Raw genomic sequence first — 15,879 nt, forward strand, 5'->3', positions numbered from 1 at the left:
GATGACAAGAGGAGTTATGTAGTTATCTCGCCAGATACTTAATTTAAGAAATCTGATTTCGCCCTGATTTCTTGAAAACAGCCCTAAAACAAAGCGAACTAGTGGTTTAGCACCCGCATTACCTTACCAATGGCACATCCTTACCAATTCTCTATGAAACGATTTTACTGGAGCTTGCTCCTGTTATTCCTGTGGAGCCACTTAGCCGTGGAGGCGCAGACCACTGCCAAAACCTCGGCCTTAAAGAAGCGCTTGCAGGCTCGACTGGATTCTCTGCAGAAAGCCAACGGATTTCCGGGCGTGACCTTCGCGGCGGTGTTGCCCACCGGCGAAGTCATTCAATTGGCAGCGGGCTTAGCTGATTCTTCCCGAAAAGAACCCATGAAACCCAGTCACCGCATGCTTTCGGGTAGTAACGGGAAAACCCTGTTCCTGGCCTCGGCGCTGTTGCTGGAGAAACAGGGTGTTTTCCGGTTAGATGACAAGATTGAGCAATACCTGGCCGCGGAGCCGTGGTTGGATCGCCTCCCTAATGCCCGAACCATTACCCTGCGAATGCTCATGAACCACACATCGGGGCTGGAGGAGTACTATGAATTGGGCGATTTTATGCAGAAAGTGCAACAGGACCCCGCCCGTACCTTTACCCCGCTGGAGTGCTTCTCCTACCTGTTTGACCGGAAGCCGCTTTTCCCGGCGGGAACCAGCTTCGGGTACGCCGATACCAATTACCTCTTGCTGGGCTATATTCTGGAGAAAATCAGCGGAAAGAAACTCTATGATATCGCGCGGGAGCAGATTATCAAACCGTATCAACTGACCAGGACGGAGCCCTCGGTGAAGCAGAGTTTCCGGGATCTGGCGGTGGGGTACAGCCGGGCGGGTGGGCCTTTCCCTTTCTCGGGGGCCATGGTGCAGAACGGGAAACTGGTGTTCAATCCGCAGTTTGAGTGGGCGGGTGGCGGCTTCGTGTCCAACGCCCTGAATCTGGCTTCCTGGGCCAAAGGCTATTACCACTTCCAACCGGTTTCTGAGGATATTCGCACCCAAATGCGGCAAGGCGTGAAAGCCAATACCGGCAAAGACCATCTGTACGGACTGGGTATGCAAATCAGGCCGGGTGACAGGTTCGGGTACGGTTATGGGCACAGCGGTTGGTTTCCGGGCTACATTTCAGATGGGGAATATTTTCCCGAACTTGACCTGGCGCTGGGCATCCAGTTCAACACCGATGACCTTCGGTTTCTGAAGAAATCCACGCACACGTACCTGCTGGAGCTTGCCCAGCTTATTGTTTCGCAACCGTAACCTTTCCATGACTTCCACTTACAACCGAATTCTTTCGCTTCTGCTTTGCCTCGTTTTGCTGGGGGCTTGCAGTTCCGCCAGGCAAGAAACTACCGCCAAACCAACCTTAGATGCGTTAGCCGAGCGCTACGTGAAAACTCTTATGCAACTGGGCCAGTACGATGCCGATATTGTGGATGCTTACTACGGACCCGAGGAATGGAAGCCTACCCAACCTAAGCGGGATACCTTGCCGGCGGCCGAGTTTTTGCGGGAGTTCCGCACAATTCAGCAGTCTCTGGCGCAAATGGAGACAGCCCGATTTTCAGCCTTGGACAAGAAACGCGTAGCCATGTTTCAGAAACAGGTAGTAGCGGCCATTACCAAAGTGGAGATGATGCAGGGCAAAAAGCTCCCCTTCGACGAAGAAGCCCAGTTGCTGTATGACGCCACGCCGCCGCATTACGCCTTCTCCCATTTTGATTCTTTGCTGCATTCACTGAATCAGGAACTACCTGGTCAGGGTGATTTGGCGCAACGCTGGGCAACTTACCAAAAACAGTTCGTGATCCCTAAGGAGAAGCTGAATGTGGTTTTCAAAGCGGCAATTAATGAGGCCCGCAAGCGCACCATCGCCCACTATCCCTTACCGGCCAATGAGAATTTCACGGTGGAGTACGTGACAAACAAACCTTGGTCGGGGTACAACTATTTCAAGGGGAATGGCTACAGCCTCATCCAGATCAACACCGATTTTCCCATCCAGATTGAACGTGCCATAGACCTGGCCTGCCACGAAGGCTACCCGGGCCACCATGTGTTCAACGCCTTGCTGGAACAGGAACTGGTGAAGAAACGCGGATGGAAAGAATTCTCCATTTATCCGCTTTTCAGCCCGCAATCCCTCATTGCCGAGGGCAGCGCTAATTACGGCATCCAGGTGGCGTTTCCGGCGCAGGAACGGCTACAATTCGAGAAGGAAGTTCTGTTTACGCTGGCCGGACTCAACCCCACCGGGGCGGAGCGTTATTACGCCATTCTGGAGAAAATAGGGCAACTGAACTTCGCCGGAAACGAGATTGCCCGCCATTACCTGAACGGCCATATTTCCCGCGAACAGGCCGCCGATCTGCTGGTGAAATACAACTTCTACCAGAAAGACAAAGCCCTGCAGCGCACCCGTTTCATGGACCGTTACCGCAGCTATGTGATCAATTACAACCTGGGGCAGGAACTGGTGAGAAAACACGTGGAGGCGCTGGGCGGCACCCCTGACCAACCGGAGAAGCGCTGGGAAGTATTTCGGGAGTTGCTGTCCAATCCGTATACCGCCTCTATGCTGCAAAAGTGAAATCCCGTTTCGGGCCTGATTTTCTGTAAAGAACCTCAAAACAGGGTAAATTATGGCCCCTAACCCTCTCAGGGTTTTATCAGAGAAACTTCTTAGGTAGAACACCAGAAAAATCCTTCGTCTGTAGCCTGCCAGAGAAGAAAATAAAAAGGCCCCGGTACAGGTACAAAACCTGTTTCCGGGGCCTTTTTCCAAAAGGGAGCGGAAATCCTTAGAGTTTCCGGCGTTTTAAATCCTGCATTAGCTGAAGGGCTTCTGCTTCATACTTCTTGTTAAGGGTAATCAGCACCGCGCCAAATTCGCCTTTTTCCCCGAAATTCTCCTGGGCTTCGGCTGGCTTCAGAGCCTCGGCGGAGGCAATCCAGTTGGCGTCAAACTGCTCCAGGGCCAATGACTCCAGTTCCAGGGTTCTGTCTTCCAGCTTCACATAGTACTGGGCTTCCGGGTGAACCGTCACCACTGATTTGCCTAATTTAACTTTCATGGGTTTGGCAGAGGACTCCTGAGCAGCAGCCTCGTAGGAGGACATAGCTCCCAGCAACAAGAGCGCGAGTAAAACTTTTTTCATAAAAGGTTTAAGGTAGTATAGGTAAAGCACGGCAATTCCCTGACCCGTTTTCAGGCCATTTTTCCGGAAGTAGGAAGAAAACAGAAACCAGGGAGGTTTACGTGGAGGCAGGTAAACCTCCATGAGCTGTGGGGGCGAAAGCTCTTCAGGGGCAAAGGTAGGAGTTTGCCAGCTTAATTCTGCCTTTGTTGTTTGAGAAGTTGCAGGGCGTCTTGCTCATTCTCCTGTTTCAGGGAAATCACAATCACTCCGTTTTTCGCCTTCTCTTTGTACTTGTTTTCTGCGGATTCCCCTTTTAAGACATTGATTGAGGAAATCCAATTGGGGTTAAGGGTAGAGATAGCTTCTTGGGCTAAAGTAAACTCCTCTTTTTTGGTTTTGATGATGTAGAGAGGTGCCTCGCTTGACAGAGGGGAGCCACACCTGAGTTTGATTGAGACGGCTGCGGCACCTTGGTCAAAAGCTTCTTCTGTTGGGCCCTGGGCCTGTACTATTCGCAGGAACTCTCTTTCGTGCTCCTTTTTCAGGGAAATCAAAATGACTCCATGTTTCCCTTTTTCACCGAACCTTTGCGTAGCGTTTTCACCTTTGAAAACCTCCACTGAATTCAACCACTCAGGGTTCAGCTTTTCAAAAGCCGTTTTTGCGAGAGGCACCTGGGCTGAATCGGTTTTCAGCAGGTACAGGGGCGGGTTAGCTGAAACAATTCCTTTTTGGTTGGCAGTTGGGGGAATTATCTGTGCGCGAAGAACGGCCGGCATAAAGACAAACATTGCTACGGTGAGCAGGAGGAGCTTTTTCATGGTTCTAAGAATTAAAGGAAGAAATTTGGTTATCCCCGTAACCGCTCCCCTAAATACGGCATCCAGGCATGATCGGCGTCTTCAATGCTGTCGCGCAGGAAAGAGATAAGCGAGGGTTTGAAGGGTTTGCGGAGAGGTTTCATGGCTACTTCCTCGGGGGTGCGGTCGCCTTTACGGGAGTTGCAGCGGGCGCAGGCGGTAATGAGGTTGTACCAGGTGCTCTGCCCACCCCTTGACCTCGGCAGCAAATGATCTAACGTCAGGTTCTTGCTGGAGCCGCAGTACTGGCAGCGGTTGCGGTCGCGGCGCATGATGTTTTGCCGCGTAAGCGAGATTCCTTTGTAGGGTACCCGCACGTACCTATGCAACCGGATCACCAGCGGCCTGGGATACGCCTGCCGAACCGTTCGGAGCAGGTTCAGCTGATCCTGCGCAATCATTTCCGCTTTCTCCAGGTACAGCAAAACGAAGGCCTTGTGCAGGCTGCATGTAGCTATAGCGGTGTAATCTTGATTTAGTAGAAGCACTTTCTCATTCATACGATTTCCTGCTCGTTAGATCCCTAAGTAAGATACGTAATTTTCTCTTACAATAGATTTACTAACTGATTTTCAGGACTTCGTGTTACACGAGAACGTCTAGGGAAGGATTCTTTTGATGATTCTTAATTTATGGGAATAGCGTTTGCGCTCGCGGTTGTAGATGCCGTGGTGGTCTAGTTGGTCTATACGCACCTCGCCGGAGGCATGGATGATTTTCTGGTCTTCCAGCACAATGCCCACGTGGATGATGCGACCTTCCTCGTTGTCAAAAAACGCCACATCGCCGGGACGGGTCTGGCTCACGAAATGCACCTCCTGCCCGTGCTCCACCTGCTGGTAGGCATCGCGCCAGAGCTGGTAACCGCACAGGCCGTACACCTGCTGCACAAACCCAGAGCAGTCAATTCCGAAGATGGATTTGCCGCCCCACAGGTACGGTGCCCGCATGAACTGCAAGGCTATTTTCTGCAGGAAGTTCTCGCGGTACGGCAAGGCCGGATTGGTAGCCCTACCGTTGTACAGCATGCGCTCTTCTCCTACCCGAATGCTCATACCGTCAAAGAACGGCAAGACGCTGCCCAAGCCAATAGGCGTCACGCAATTGGCGCTGCTCACGGTCTGCACAATGTCCATGGAACGGGCGTGCCTGGTTTCCCGCCATTCCTGGAAATAGGCATCGGAAACGGGAAAATGCTGCTTCAGGTCAATCCAGCCTTCGTAATCATCGGGGGCGTTCTTGATCTGAATCCATTTTTCCTGGGTCTGCAGCACCGCATAGCACTCCCCAAATACCAATTGGGTGATCTGTTCGCTTCTATCAGACGGTTCGCGGCGCACGGGCACCAGGCTCAGTTTGCAAATCCCGAAGTTCAAGGGTAATTAGGAATTAAGAATTGAGAATTAAGAATTTGGAATATCAGCACGCTGCTGGAAACAGGAATAGAGTAAGGAGATTGAAATGGGATGGTGATTCACCCATTCTTAATTCCTAATTCTCAATTCCTAATTGATTAATACCGTTCGCGGGCCATTTCGCGTTTGACGTCGCGCTCTTTGATGTCTTCGCGCTTGTCATAGAGCTTTTTCCCTTTGGCCAGGGCAATCTCCACTTTGGCGAAGCCGCGGTCATTGATGAAGAGGCGCGTGGGGATGATGGTGACGCCTTGCTCCTGGGCTTTGTCGCGCAGTTGTTTCAGCTCTCGTTTGTTCAGGAGCAGTTTGCGGTCGCGGGTGGGCTCGTGGTTGTTGTAGGTGCCCTCAGAGTATTTGGAGATGGTAACCTGGTGCAAGAACAGCTCGCTGCCGTGGAAGGTGCAGTAGCCGTCGGTGAGGTTCACGTTCCCTTCCCGGATGGATTTGATCTCGGTGCCGCGCAGCATGATGCCGGCGGTGTATTTCACTAGAAACTGATATTCATAGGAGGCCCGCCGGTTTGAGATATTCACCGTTTTCTGCAGCCTGTCTTTCTCTTTTGATTTCGCCATTTAGTTTCTACTGTTCTTCAAAAGTCGGTTGATCTTCTCTTTTTTCAAAATTTTTTGGCCGGTTTGGCCGGTCGCAACCACGCGTTCTTCGGCCTTTACGGTTATGTCACAGTGCAGCGCATTGCCCGTCAGGGATTTGAAAGACGCCTCCACTTCTAACGTTTCTCCCAAGAAAGCGGGGCTCAGGTGGTCAATGTGCACCATGGTACCAATGCCTTCCTCGTCTTCATCCTTCATCTCCAGCACAAACAGCCGCGAAGCCCATTCCATGGCCTGGGCCAGCGCGAAGGTGGAACAGACCGGGTGCACCAAGCCCGCTTCAAACTGCGCGAAATCTGCCTCGGTAACGGTTTTACGATACACCTTGGTGTCTCCTTCTTTGAAAGGGTTCTGCATAAAAAATGGGTTAGAGCACCAAGATTAGGAATTTCTACGGATATTCAGGCTTTCGGTCCATTCCTCTCACCATTCTATGAAAACGCCCCTCCTGTGTTTGGCCTTTGCGCTCCTGGGCATCGGCTTTGCCTCCGGCCAAACCAAAACCGACAAGTTCCTGGCTCAACTGCTGCAACAGCACCCCGAAAAATTCAAAACGTTTCTGGATCATCCGGAGAAGTATAAGATCCAGATTCTGTACACGCAGATTGACCGGGACAAGAACAACAGGCCCTCTTTTAAGACCTACCATTACCAGGTAAACGCGGCCAATTACTTCAACCCGGCCAGTACGGTGAAACTGCCCGCCTCCCTCATGGCCTTGGAGAAAATCAATACGCTGAACGTTCCGGGGCTCACCAAAGAAACCGTCATGCTCACCGACAGCGCATACCAGGGCCAGACCAAGGTGCTGAAAGACCCCACCTCTGCCAACGGCTTTCCTTCCATCGCGCATAACATCAAAAAGATCCTGGTCACCAGCGATAATGACGCCTACAACCGCCTGTATGAGTTCATCGGGCAGGAACCTCTGAACGAAGGTCTGAAGGCAAAAGGCTACCGCAGTGTGCGTCTTCCCATTAGGCTATCCCGTTTTCTGCCTATAGAGCTGGACCAGTACACCAACCCAGTGCGATTCCTGGAGAACGAAAAGGTAGTGTACCAGCAAGGCCTAGTGAAAAGCAACAAAGACTACAAGAATCCCACGCCTATCTTGATGGGCAAAGGCAACATGACCAACGACGACAAACTGGTGATGGAGCCCCGCGATTTTGCCTTCTCCAACACCTTTGCGCTGGAAGACCAACACCTGATGCTACGGGCGGTGCTATTCCCGGAAAGCGTGCCGGAAAAAAACCGGTTCAACCTTACCCCGGAAGATTACCGCTTCCTGTACCAGTACATGTCTCAGCTGCCGCGAGAAACCGCCTACCCCGCCTACGACGAAAAAGAGTACCCCGATGCCTTTGTGAAGTACCTGCTCTTCGGCGGACCTACGCGCAAAAAGAGAATTCCGGAGCACATCCGCATCTTCAACAAGATAGGCCAATCGTTCGGGTTCCTGACAGACAATGCCTATGTGGTGGATTTTAAGAACAACGTGGAATTCCTGCTTACCGCCACCGTGCACGTGAACGAAGACGAGATCTACAACGATGGTGTGTATGAGTATGATACCCTCGGGTTCCCGTTCCTGCGGGACTTGGGCCAGGTGGTGTATGACTATGAACTGAAACGCAAACGGAAGCACCAACCAGACCTAACCCGTTTTAAGCTTACTTACGACAAACCAGCCCTAAACTGAGATAAAGCAGAAGCCCCGCCTGAAATTAACCAAGCGGGGCTTCTGCTTTATTAGGGAATTTACTCAGTGGCTGCCGGTAGAGGCACCGTCTACATCGCCGCCGTCTTCTACGCTGGTGTTGCCTCTGCGGCCGCTTCCGCCGGTGATGATGCCTGGATTGTCCTTGATCGCATCATTTGGGTTATCGTTCACGTCATCAGGCAACGGCAGCTTGCCCACTGCTTGTGGGGTACGGCCAGGTTCTGCCTGGTTGCTCACGGTATTTTGTTTATTGTCCAGGTTCGGATTTTTCTCGTTCTCCATCTCAGTAGTGCTTAGTTGAAAAAACTGTTTACCTCTAAGAATACGGGAAACACTTACGAACGGATATGCTTTTGCTCCCGACAAGCATCTAACCATGGAAGACCTCACCTATTTTAAACTTCTTTTTAGAAAATCAGCCTTAAAACAGGATACTGATTCTTATTAAAAGGAGAGCGATTCCCCAATGCCCAGGGCCTTCAGGTTCCCTCCTATTTTCCCCTCGGCTTCCAGTTGTTTAATCCAGCGGAGCGGTTCTCCCAAAGGCTCGTCAGACAAATCGAAGGTGCCGTAGTGCATAGGCACCAAGGTTTTCCCGCCCAAATCTTTGAAGGCCTGCACCGCCTCCACCGGATTAGTATGGCTGGGCTGCATGATGAACGCCGGACTATAAGCGCCAATGCCCAGAATGCAGGTGTCTATCTTGGGGAACAGTTGGCTGATCTCCTTATAATGTTGGTCGTACCCCGAGTCGGCTCCGAAGTAGAGCGTGTGGTTTGGGGTCTGCAGCATAAAACTGCCCCACAAAATGGTGTCATTGTCGTTCATGCCGCGCTTGTGCCAGTGCAGGGTAGGAAGGTAGGCTACCTTTGGCTGTTGCTCCGGTAGTTTATACTGCTGGTACCAACCGGCTTCGTAGATGGGCGTATTGGGCAGCCAGGGCTTGATGAGGGTGGCCATTTTCAAGGAAGTGAGCACCTTGAAGGAATGACTTTCCAGAAGCGTTTTGAGGCTGCTTTTGTCACAATGGTCAAAATGCCCGTGCGAGAGCAGCACATAGTCAATGGATGGCAGTTCCTCGGGCTTCACCGGAAACGGCACTTTCCGCTTCTTCAACGACACGTTGTAGAACAAAGGATCGGTGAGGAACGTGACGCCGCCTAACCTAATGAAAAACGTGGCGTGCCCCAGCCACACCAGGCCATCTTGCTTGCTTTGCAGAAACGGCCTCGGGTCTATCACATGTGGCAACCAGGCATCCTGCTTTTTTTCTTCTTTCTGGGGGTTTGGGCTTACCATCCAGCGCAGAGCAATCAAGAGGGATCGGTTAGGGTCCTGGAACTCGTTTTTGAATTTGCCCTGGGCAAAGGCGTTGCCCTGCCAACCGGGTTTAATGATGGGAAGCTCTGGGTTGCTTAATTTCTCGTCTGCCATAGGAGGTAACGCACAGGCGCGCTGCGGAAATCAGGGTTGAAGTTGTGGTAACGTAAACTCATGTATACGTCGGGAAGTTGAAGCAAAAGTTACAAACAAAAAAGCCCGACCAAAGAGCCGGGCTTTTTTGTGTAATCTGTTTTTGGCCTATTTCAGGTAAATCAGTTCTAAATCTGGTACTCTTAATGGAAGAACAGGTACGCCAGCCAGATGGCGGCAATGATCCCGATTAAATCTGCAATCAAACCGCAGGTGACTGCGTAACGGGTTTTCTTTACGCCTACGGAGCCAAAATATACCGCCAGGATGTAGAACGTGGTTTCGGTGGAGCCTTGGATTACGGCGGCCACATTGCCCACGAAGGAATCCACGCCGTAGGTTTTCATCGCATCCACCATCAGGCCGCGGGCGCCGCTGCCGCTCAGCGGTTTCATCAAGGCCACGGGAAGGGCCGGCACAAAATCGGTGTTGAAGCCCAGCCACCCAAACAGCGACCCGATTCCGTTTACCAGAATATCCAACGCCCCGGAGGCCCGGAATACGCCAATGGCCACCAGCATCGCCACCAGGTACGGGATGATGGAAACGGCCACGCCAAAACCATCTTTCGCGCCTTCAATAAAGGCTTCGTACACGTTCACCTTTCGCACCAGCGCCAAGGTAATAAAGGAGATAATCACCGAGAACAGGATGATGTTGCTAGCCACCGAAGAAATAGTAGCAATGCGCTCCTGCGTGATGGTGCTGAAATAATAGATCAGGCCACCAATCAATAAACCAAGCGTACCTAAATAAAGTAGCACCACTTTGTCCAAAAGGTTGATGCGCTGGTAAATGGCCACGGCAATAAGTCCGCCCAGCAAAGAGAAGAAAGTCCCCAGCAGAATAGGAATAAACACTGCCGAGGGATCCACAGAGCCCATCTGCGCCCGGAACACCAGTACGCTGATCGGGATCAAAGTAAGGCCGGCGGTGTTGAGCACCAGGAACATGATCTGGGCGTTGGAAGCCGTTTCTTTGTCAGGGTTCAGTTCCTGGAGTTCCTGCATGGCTTTCAGGCCCAAAGGGGTTGCGGCGTTATCCAGCCCCAGCATGTTGGCCGAGAAGTTCATCAGAATAGAGCCGAAAACCGGGTGGTTTTTAGGAATCTCCGGAAAAAGACGGTTAAAGAACGGCCCTACCGCCTTGGCGAAAATGGCCACAATGCCGCCGCGCTCCCCTACTTTCATCAAGCCCAGCCACAGGGTCATGACACCGGTAAGGCCTAGGGAAATCTCAAAACCGGTTTTGGCGCTGTCAAAGGTGCTGGCAACTATTTTCTGGAAAACCTCAACATCCTGAAAGAAGATAAGCTTGAAAAGGGCAATGCAGAAGGCGATCAGGAAAAACGCCACCCACAAATAATTTAAAACCATGCGAGAGGAATGAGTGATTGAGTGATTGCGAGAATGGTTGTAGGTTGAAGCTGCGTCAATTACGGGCCCTCACGATTGCTTTTGACCGTAGTTCTGACACAACATGCCGGAAAGATACACAGCCGCCATAAAAAAACCGCTACTCTCTTTAGAGACCAGCGGTTTTTCTCTTTTGAAATTCATATTAGAAATAAGAAGGATGAGCGAAAACGGATTTGCACATTCACTCATTCTCCCATCCACTCAATCACTCATTAAACGCGTACCACGCCCAGCCCGGGTTTGCCGTTGGGCCGCATGATGCCGTTCTCCAGGATGAAACCACCAGAGACCACATCTTTGGCCAGGTCCAGGCTGCCGTCCAGGTCAATGTATTTGGTATTGGGGCAGGAAAACGCCGCGTGCAGCGCTGCCGTGATGCTAACGATGCTCTCGTCGTTGCAGCCCCACATCAGGTCGATTCCGGCCTGCCGGGCCACTGTGCCTATCTGCCGACCGGCGTAGACACCGCCGCACTTCATAAGCTTGATGTTGTAGATACCGCAGGCCCTGGGTGATTGCGCAAGATTAAAAGCATCCACGGGAGAAAGCAAAGATTCATCAGCAGCCACCAGGTCTTTCACTGCATCAGGCAATTCCCGCAGATCATCTACTACCGGGGCGGGCAGCGGCTGTTCAATCAGTTCTATGTCCAAGGCCTGTGCCTGAGTACAGAAATTGGCCAGGTCATAGGTAGTCCAGCCCTGGTTCGCGTCAATCCGGATGGTCACGTTGTGGCCATGGGCTTCGCGGAGTTTGATCAAGCGCTCCAGATCCTGCTCTAGGGTTTCGCCTACTTTTACTTTCAGGTGTGTGAACCCGCGGCCCACGTATTCCTCGGCCTCGGCCAACGTCTCCGCCACCGATTTTATCCCGATGGTGATGGAGGTGGGCAAAGCATCCAGGCGCTGTCCCAGGAAGGTGACCAAAGGTACCTCCAGGTACTTCGCGAACAAGTCATGCAGGGCGATGTCCAGGGCGGCGCGGGCAGCTGGGTTGCGGGGCAACCGGAGAGCCAGTTCTTCACACAATAATTGGAAGCTGCGGAGGTCCCGGCCGAGGAGCCATTCCAGGTTCTCGGGTTGCAAGGCGGCCATGGTATCAGAGAGCTTCTCTCCTACCACTTCGGCGCTGGGATTGCCGGCACCAATTCCGGTGAGGCCGTTCTCCGCGACAATCTCCACAATGACGTTCTCCACCGCTGAGACGGTTTTGAAAGCAATGGTATAAGGGCGGGTTAACTCTAAATTTTCTTTCCAGACGTTTATTTCTCTGATCTTCATACGGTGGTGGTCTCGTGCGCTAGTTCCTGCTTTACCAGTTCAATGATTTGGTCTACCCCGTCTTCCAAAGGAAGAATCACGGGTAGCCCAAGTTCCTGCTGGTATTGCTGCTGGTAGGTTCTGGCTTCGGCAAGGGTTAAGCCGGCGGTGTTCAAGGTCACGGCAATCACTTTGGAGCCGTAGAGCCTGATCAATTCAATTTCGGTGGTGATGGGCGGTATCTTAAAGCCGAGTTCCTCGTTGTCGTCATAAAACACGCGGGCGGGGGCGTGCTGCAGCACCACGTACTTCATCTGCCCGGAAACCAGATATTCAGAGCCGCACGGACCGCTGGGGTTGCGCAAAGCCGCCTGCCCCTCCACGAAGAAGACATCGGGTTTGTGCTCGGCGTAGCTCTCCAAAATGGCGTGCTCCAGTTCGCCGGACACGAAGTCGTTATAGGTAGAATCCAGGATGAAGCCTTTGCCGCGGCCCTGCATCCAGCCCGTCTGGCCGGTGAAGATCATCTGGGCCTTAAGGCCGACGCGTTCAGCAGCTTGGGTGAGCAGGCGGGTGGTGGTGCGCTTGCCCATGCGCACATCGGTGCCTAGCACGGCTACGCGCGGGGCCGGGATGTCCTTGATTTTGCCAGTCCAGAAATGGAGTTCGCTTTTAGGTTTGGGTTTGCGCACGTCAATCAGCTGCACGCCGTGTTCCTGGACCAGGGCCGCCAAGTCGGGCATATCGCTTAGATATTCGTGCAGGCCGCTAACGATGTTCATGCCATTTTTGATAGCCTCGGAGATGGTCTCCTTCATGGAAACCGGCAGTTTCCCGCCCTTCGGGGCGATGCCCACCAGGCAGTACTGCGCCTTTTCGGGGCTGTTTTCCAGAAACTGGGTTAAATCTGCGTACACCGGAATGTTGCGGATTTTGCCGTCTACCACTTCCCCGGCATCCTTCCCCGCCGACACGGCATCAATGACTCCTATAATGTTAAATCGTTCGGTGCCCCTGATGAGGCCGTGCGCCGTTTTGGCGGGGTACTGGTTCAGCAGACCATCGGTGAGAATAATGGCATTTCCGTCCATCGTTTTGAATGAGTTTGGGAGAAGGTGAATAGAATAGAAAATAAAGGAATCGTTTCGGGGCCGATTTCCAGAACCCAGCCCCGAAACAGTTGTTATTTACAGCACCAACCCGTGCAGCAGGTGGGGTTTGGTTTTGCTCAGATCGTACAGGTAGCCGTTGACGATGGCGTATTTCACCTGACCATCGGAAGTCTTGAGAGTGAAGTTCGCTCCCCGGCCCAGGCCTAATTCATGGTTCACGCGGCCCACCGTAGAAACTACGTTCAAGGGAATATCCATGGGGTTCACAGAGTTGTCGGGCAGTTTCTGCAGCCGCACGGTGGTGTAACCGGCCGTCAGAAATTCCTGCACCCGCTCCGGGGTAAGTGCCTCCAGACCGGCCAGAGGTGTTTCGTACACTTTGCCGGGCACCAGCGTGAGGCCTTCGCCGTTCACCTCTTCATACCCATAGAACACGCGCATGTCGCCTATCTCCTCCACCGAACTGCGGCTGAAATACCCCAGGGGTGAGTTGTTGGTGGCTTCGTTCCGGTTGATTCCAATATCCAGGAGGGTGTTCCGGCCTTTTTCCTTGTACCGCACGTCTTTCAGCACCAGATCATAGAGGTTCCGCTGGTTCTGCGGAATTCTGAAGTAGTCTTTCACCTCGTGTTGGGTATATCCCTCCTCGCCAATGATCTGCAGGGCCGATAAGATGGCGGCGAAGTTGATCTGGCGGATGTACTGTTTCTCGGGATCGCCGGGGAAGCCGCCCGACTCAATCAGGATGAGGCTGGTGCCCCATTTCTGGATGTTGTCCCCGAAGGCGCGGGGCTCATGTTCGTCTGAGTACTTGGCCACCTGCCCCGGAATGAACTGCTGAATGCTCTCGTTCAAGCCAACAATGGTTTTCATGGCCCGCTCCCGCACCTCGTTCACCGATTGCTTGTAGTCGTAGGCCGGAGCCAGAAACGAAATGGTTGCCGGTTTCTCGGTGCTGCCCACGGTATAATACCGGCTCTGGTCGTGCAGGTTGAAACCGAACTCGGGCTTAATGCTGTCCCGCAGGCTTTTGAGAAGGCGGGCCTCCGGGCTTTGCAGGCGCAGGGCATCGCGGTTCAGGTCAATGTCCAGGTCGTTCCGGCGTTTGTATTTCTCGGCTCCATCGGGGTTGAGCATTGGAATAAAGTAGAGCGTGTTGTTCTTCAGAATTTCCTGGCGCACTGAGTCCGTAGCGTCTGAACCCTGCAGGTAGTTGAAGATGTCAAAAAGTGCCATGGTGGCCGTGGGCTCATCGCCGTGCATCTGCGACCACAGCATGATCTTTTTAGGTCCGGTCCCGGCTTTCACCAGGTAAATGTCCCGTCCTTCCACCGATTTGCCCGCTACCTGCACCTGGAACAGCGGATTCTGCTTCAGTTTTTCCAAAAGCGGAACAATGTCCTGGTGCTTGAACCTGCGATGCTTGATGGCGGCCTCCCGGTAGGTGGCGTGCTGGTCAAAAAACTGCTTCGCTATTTTAACCGAAGCCTCCGGACTTTTAGAAATAGGACTGTTCTGGCTGTAAGCCCCAAGAAGTGTCATGAAGAAATAAACAGTAATTACAAGTCTGCGCATTGGACCACAGTTTTAAGCTGTAGAAGCCAAAATTCTCTCCTGAGAAAGCGTTTCGGCAGGTTCATGCGGTCAATGTAAGGACGAAATTCGGGTTACGGAAAAGAAAAAGGCAGAAATTGCTTTCTGCCTTCTGGTTGGTTTGAAGTTGTTGTCTAGAGAATGTTACTATAAAAGCGATTGACTACCTCATGAATTTCACAGCTGTTTCAAGCTCCTTTTCCAGAAAACAGCCTTAAATCAGACTTTCAGCCTTGGGTCTGGGCTGGCGTATTGGTCAGTGAACTCACCGGCAAGGTACTTGAAGTGGGCGGCCATGGCAATCATGGCGGCATTGTCGGTGCAGTACTCAAAGGCTGGGATGTACACGTTCCAGCCGCGTTTTTGGGCAAATTCCTGTAAAGTAGCCCTTAAACCCGAGTTAGCCGATACCCCGCCCGCAATGGCGATTTCCTTGATGCCCTGCTCCTTGGCCGCCAGTACCAGTTTCTTCATCAGCGTCTGGATCAAGGCATTCTGGATGCTGGCGCAGATATCCGCGAGGTTGTTCTGCACGAAATCAGGCTCCGCGGCGGTGTTCTTCTTCACAAAGTTGAGGATAGAGGTTTTAATGCCACTGAAAGAGTAGTCATAACCGTCCAGGTTCACGATGGGGAACTGGAAGCGGTTGGGATCTCCGGTGGCCGCCAGTTTGTCAAGCATGGGTCCGCCGGGGTACGGCAAGCCCAGCAGTTTGGCTGATTTATCGAAGGCTTCGCCCACGGCGTCATCCGTGGTCTGGCCCAGCACTTCCATGTCCAGGTGGCTGCGCACCAACACAATCTGGGTGTGTCCGCCGCTCACCGTGAGGCACAGGAACGGGAAGTTGGGTTTGGGATCTTCAATAAAATGGGCCAGGATGTGGGCCTGCATGTGGTTCACCTCAATGAGCGGCAAATTCAACCCCAATGCGAATGATTTGGCGAAGGCGCTGCCCACCAGCAGAGCACCCAAAAGTCCCGGACCGCGGGTGAAAGCCACCGCATCTAATTGGCTTTTTGCTATATTTGCTTTTTGGAGCGCCTGCGAAACCACGGGTATAATGTTTTGCTGGTGCGCCCTTGATGCTAACTCAGGCACTACTCCCCCGTATTGCTCATGGATTGCCTGCGTAGCTACAATGTTTGACAGCACGCGGCCGTTCTGAATGACGGAAGCCGAGGTTTCATCACAGGAAGATTCTATTGCTAAAATTGTAGGGTTCATAAT

16 protein-coding genes are annotated in these 15,879 nt (G+C 52.6%); 3 read left to right on the forward strand and 13 right to left on the reverse strand.

Features of this window, described 5'->3' with window-relative positions; genetic code table 11:
• Positions 1 to 153: 153 nt before the first annotated feature.
• Both JT719_RS03595 and JT719_RS03600 read left to right on the forward strand, forming a co-directional pair.
• Complete coding sequence (locus JT719_RS03595; RefSeq protein ID WP_207431130.1) at positions 154 to 1,308, forward strand: serine hydrolase domain-containing protein; 1,155 nt, start codon at positions 154 to 156, stop codon at positions 1,306 to 1,308.
• Between the two features lie 7 nt (positions 1,309 to 1,315).
• Positions 1,316 to 2,638: a hypothetical protein gene (locus JT719_RS03600; RefSeq protein WP_242693065.1), complete on the forward strand. Its 1,323-nt coding sequence runs from the start codon at positions 1,316 to 1,318 to the stop codon at positions 2,636 to 2,638.
• Positions 2,639 to 2,849: 211 nt separating this feature from the next.
• Here JT719_RS03600 and JT719_RS03605 read toward each other — a convergent pair whose 3' ends face one another.
• The 6 genes from JT719_RS03605 to JT719_RS03630 form a co-directional block, all read right to left on the reverse strand.
• Positions 2,850 to 3,206 carry a hypothetical protein gene (locus JT719_RS03605; protein ID WP_207431131.1) on the reverse strand — a complete coding sequence of 119 codons (357 nt, stop codon included), beginning with the start codon at positions 3,204 to 3,206 and terminating at the stop codon, positions 2,850 to 2,852.
• A gap of 173 nt (positions 3,207 to 3,379) precedes the next feature.
• Complete coding sequence (locus JT719_RS03610; RefSeq protein ID WP_207431132.1) at positions 3,380 to 4,009, reverse strand: hypothetical protein; 630 nt, start codon at positions 4,007 to 4,009, stop codon at positions 3,380 to 3,382.
• Between the two features lie 29 nt (positions 4,010 to 4,038).
• Complete coding sequence (locus JT719_RS03615) at positions 4,039 to 4,548, reverse strand: HNH endonuclease (RefSeq protein ID WP_207431133.1); 510 nt, start codon at positions 4,546 to 4,548, stop codon at positions 4,039 to 4,041.
• A 99-nt stretch (positions 4,549 to 4,647) separates the two neighbouring features.
• On the reverse strand, positions 4,648 to 5,424 hold the full coding sequence (locus tag JT719_RS03620; RefSeq protein ID WP_242693066.1) for a C40 family peptidase: 777 nt from the start codon (positions 5,422 to 5,424) through the stop codon (positions 4,648 to 4,650).
• A gap of 137 nt (positions 5,425 to 5,561) precedes the next feature.
• A complete protein-coding gene (gene smpB, locus JT719_RS03625) occupies positions 5,562 to 6,035 on the reverse strand; it encodes an SsrA-binding protein SmpB (protein ID WP_207431139.1) in 474 nt (157 codons plus the stop codon).
• Positions 6,036 to 6,431, reverse strand: coding sequence for a thioesterase family protein (locus JT719_RS03630; protein ID WP_207431140.1), 396 nt, complete (start codon positions 6,429 to 6,431; stop codon positions 6,036 to 6,038).
• Positions 6,432 to 6,507: 76 nt separating this feature from the next.
• On the opposite strand from JT719_RS03630, the gene JT719_RS03635 reads away from it, so the two are divergent.
• On the forward strand, positions 6,508 to 7,776 hold the full coding sequence (locus JT719_RS03635; protein ID WP_207431141.1) for a serine hydrolase: 1,269 nt from the start codon (positions 6,508 to 6,510) through the stop codon (positions 7,774 to 7,776).
• A 63-nt stretch (positions 7,777 to 7,839) separates the two neighbouring features.
• On the opposite strand, the gene JT719_RS03640 is transcribed toward JT719_RS03635, so the two are convergent.
• The 7 genes from JT719_RS03640 to tsaD all read right to left on the reverse strand — a co-directional run bounded on the left by JT719_RS03640 (position 7,840) and on the right by tsaD (position 15,876).
• Entirely contained in the window at positions 7,840 to 8,079 is a 240-nt protein-coding gene (locus tag JT719_RS03640) for a hypothetical protein (RefSeq protein WP_207431142.1), read from the reverse strand.
• A gap of 162 nt (positions 8,080 to 8,241) precedes the next feature.
• Entirely contained in the window at positions 8,242 to 9,231 is a 990-nt protein-coding gene (locus tag JT719_RS03645; RefSeq protein WP_207431143.1) for an MBL fold metallo-hydrolase, read from the reverse strand.
• 182 nt (positions 9,232 to 9,413) lie between these two features.
• Positions 9,414 to 10,646, reverse strand: coding sequence for a nucleoside recognition domain-containing protein (locus JT719_RS03650; protein WP_207431144.1), 1,233 nt, complete (start codon positions 10,644 to 10,646; stop codon positions 9,414 to 9,416).
• A 254-nt stretch (positions 10,647 to 10,900) separates the two neighbouring features.
• Positions 10,901 to 11,968 carry a mandelate racemase/muconate lactonizing enzyme family protein gene (locus JT719_RS03655; RefSeq protein ID WP_207431145.1) on the reverse strand — a complete coding sequence of 356 codons (1,068 nt, stop codon included), beginning with the start codon at positions 11,966 to 11,968 and terminating at the stop codon, positions 10,901 to 10,903.
• Complete coding sequence (locus JT719_RS03660) at positions 11,965 to 13,038, reverse strand: N-acetyltransferase DgcN family protein (RefSeq protein ID WP_207431147.1); 1,074 nt, start codon at positions 13,036 to 13,038, stop codon at positions 11,965 to 11,967. Before JT719_RS03660 ends, JT719_RS03655 begins: the two co-directional genes overlap by 4 nt.
• Before the next feature lie 96 nt (positions 13,039 to 13,134).
• Positions 13,135 to 14,634 (reverse strand): M14 family metallopeptidase, encoded by a 1,500-nt coding sequence (locus tag JT719_RS03665; RefSeq protein ID WP_242693067.1) that lies wholly within the window; start codon positions 14,632 to 14,634, stop codon positions 13,135 to 13,137.
• 237 nt (positions 14,635 to 14,871) lie between these two features.
• Positions 14,872 to 15,876 carry a tRNA (adenosine(37)-N6)-threonylcarbamoyltransferase complex transferase subunit TsaD gene (tsaD, locus tag JT719_RS03670; protein ID WP_207431148.1) on the reverse strand — a complete coding sequence of 335 codons (1,005 nt, stop codon included), beginning with the start codon at positions 15,874 to 15,876 and terminating at the stop codon, positions 14,872 to 14,874.
• Between the last annotated feature and the right edge of the window lie 3 nt (positions 15,877 to 15,879).

The sequence above is a fragment of the Sabulibacter ruber genome, from assembly GCF_017355955.1.
Classification (GTDB): domain Bacteria; phylum Bacteroidota; class Bacteroidia; order Cytophagales; family Hymenobacteraceae; genus Nibribacter; species Nibribacter ruber_A.

What these genes read in the sequence shown, in the direction of transcription:
- JT719_RS03595 (WP_207431130.1), top strand. Translation starts at nt 154, where the DNA reads ATGAAACGATTTTACTGGAGCTTGCTCCTGTTATTCCTGTGGAGCCAC.
- JT719_RS03600 (WP_242693065.1), top strand. Translation starts at nt 1,316, where the DNA reads ATGACTTCCACTTACAACCGAATTCTTTCGCTTCTGCTTTGCCTCGTT.
- JT719_RS03605 (WP_207431131.1), bottom strand. Translation starts at nt 3,206, where the DNA reads ATGAAAAAAGTTTTACTCGCGCTCTTGTTGCTGGGAGCTATGTCCTCC.
- JT719_RS03610 (WP_207431132.1), bottom strand. Translation starts at nt 4,009, where the DNA reads ATGAAAAAGCTCCTCCTGCTCACCGTAGCAATGTTTGTCTTTATGCCG.
- JT719_RS03615 (WP_207431133.1), bottom strand. Translation starts at nt 4,548, where the DNA reads ATGAATGAGAAAGTGCTTCTACTAAATCAAGATTACACCGCTATAGCT.
- smpB (WP_207431139.1), bottom strand. Translation starts at nt 6,035, where the DNA reads ATGGCGAAATCAAAAGAGAAAGACAGGCTGCAGAAAACGGTGAATATC.
- JT719_RS03630 (WP_207431140.1), bottom strand. Translation starts at nt 6,431, where the DNA reads ATGCAGAACCCTTTCAAAGAAGGAGACACCAAGGTGTATCGTAAAACC.
- JT719_RS03635 (WP_207431141.1), top strand. Translation starts at nt 6,508, where the DNA reads ATGAAAACGCCCCTCCTGTGTTTGGCCTTTGCGCTCCTGGGCATCGGC.
- JT719_RS03640 (WP_207431142.1), bottom strand. Translation starts at nt 8,079, where the DNA reads ATGGAGAACGAGAAAAATCCGAACCTGGACAATAAACAAAATACCGTG.
- JT719_RS03645 (WP_207431143.1), bottom strand. Translation starts at nt 9,231, where the DNA reads ATGGCAGACGAGAAATTAAGCAACCCAGAGCTTCCCATCATTAAACCC.
- JT719_RS03650 (WP_207431144.1), bottom strand. Translation starts at nt 10,646, where the DNA reads ATGGTTTTAAATTATTTGTGGGTGGCGTTTTTCCTGATCGCCTTCTGC.
- JT719_RS03655 (WP_207431145.1), bottom strand. Translation starts at nt 11,968, where the DNA reads ATGAAGATCAGAGAAATAAACGTCTGGAAAGAAAATTTAGAGTTAACC.
- JT719_RS03660 (WP_207431147.1), bottom strand. Translation starts at nt 13,038, where the DNA reads ATGGACGGAAATGCCATTATTCTCACCGATGGTCTGCTGAACCAGTAC.
- JT719_RS03665 (WP_242693067.1), bottom strand. Translation starts at nt 14,634, where the DNA reads ATGCGCAGACTTGTAATTACTGTTTATTTCTTCATGACACTTCTTGGG.
- tsaD (WP_207431148.1), bottom strand. Translation starts at nt 15,876, where the DNA reads ATGAACCCTACAATTTTAGCAATAGAATCTTCCTGTGATGAAACCTCG.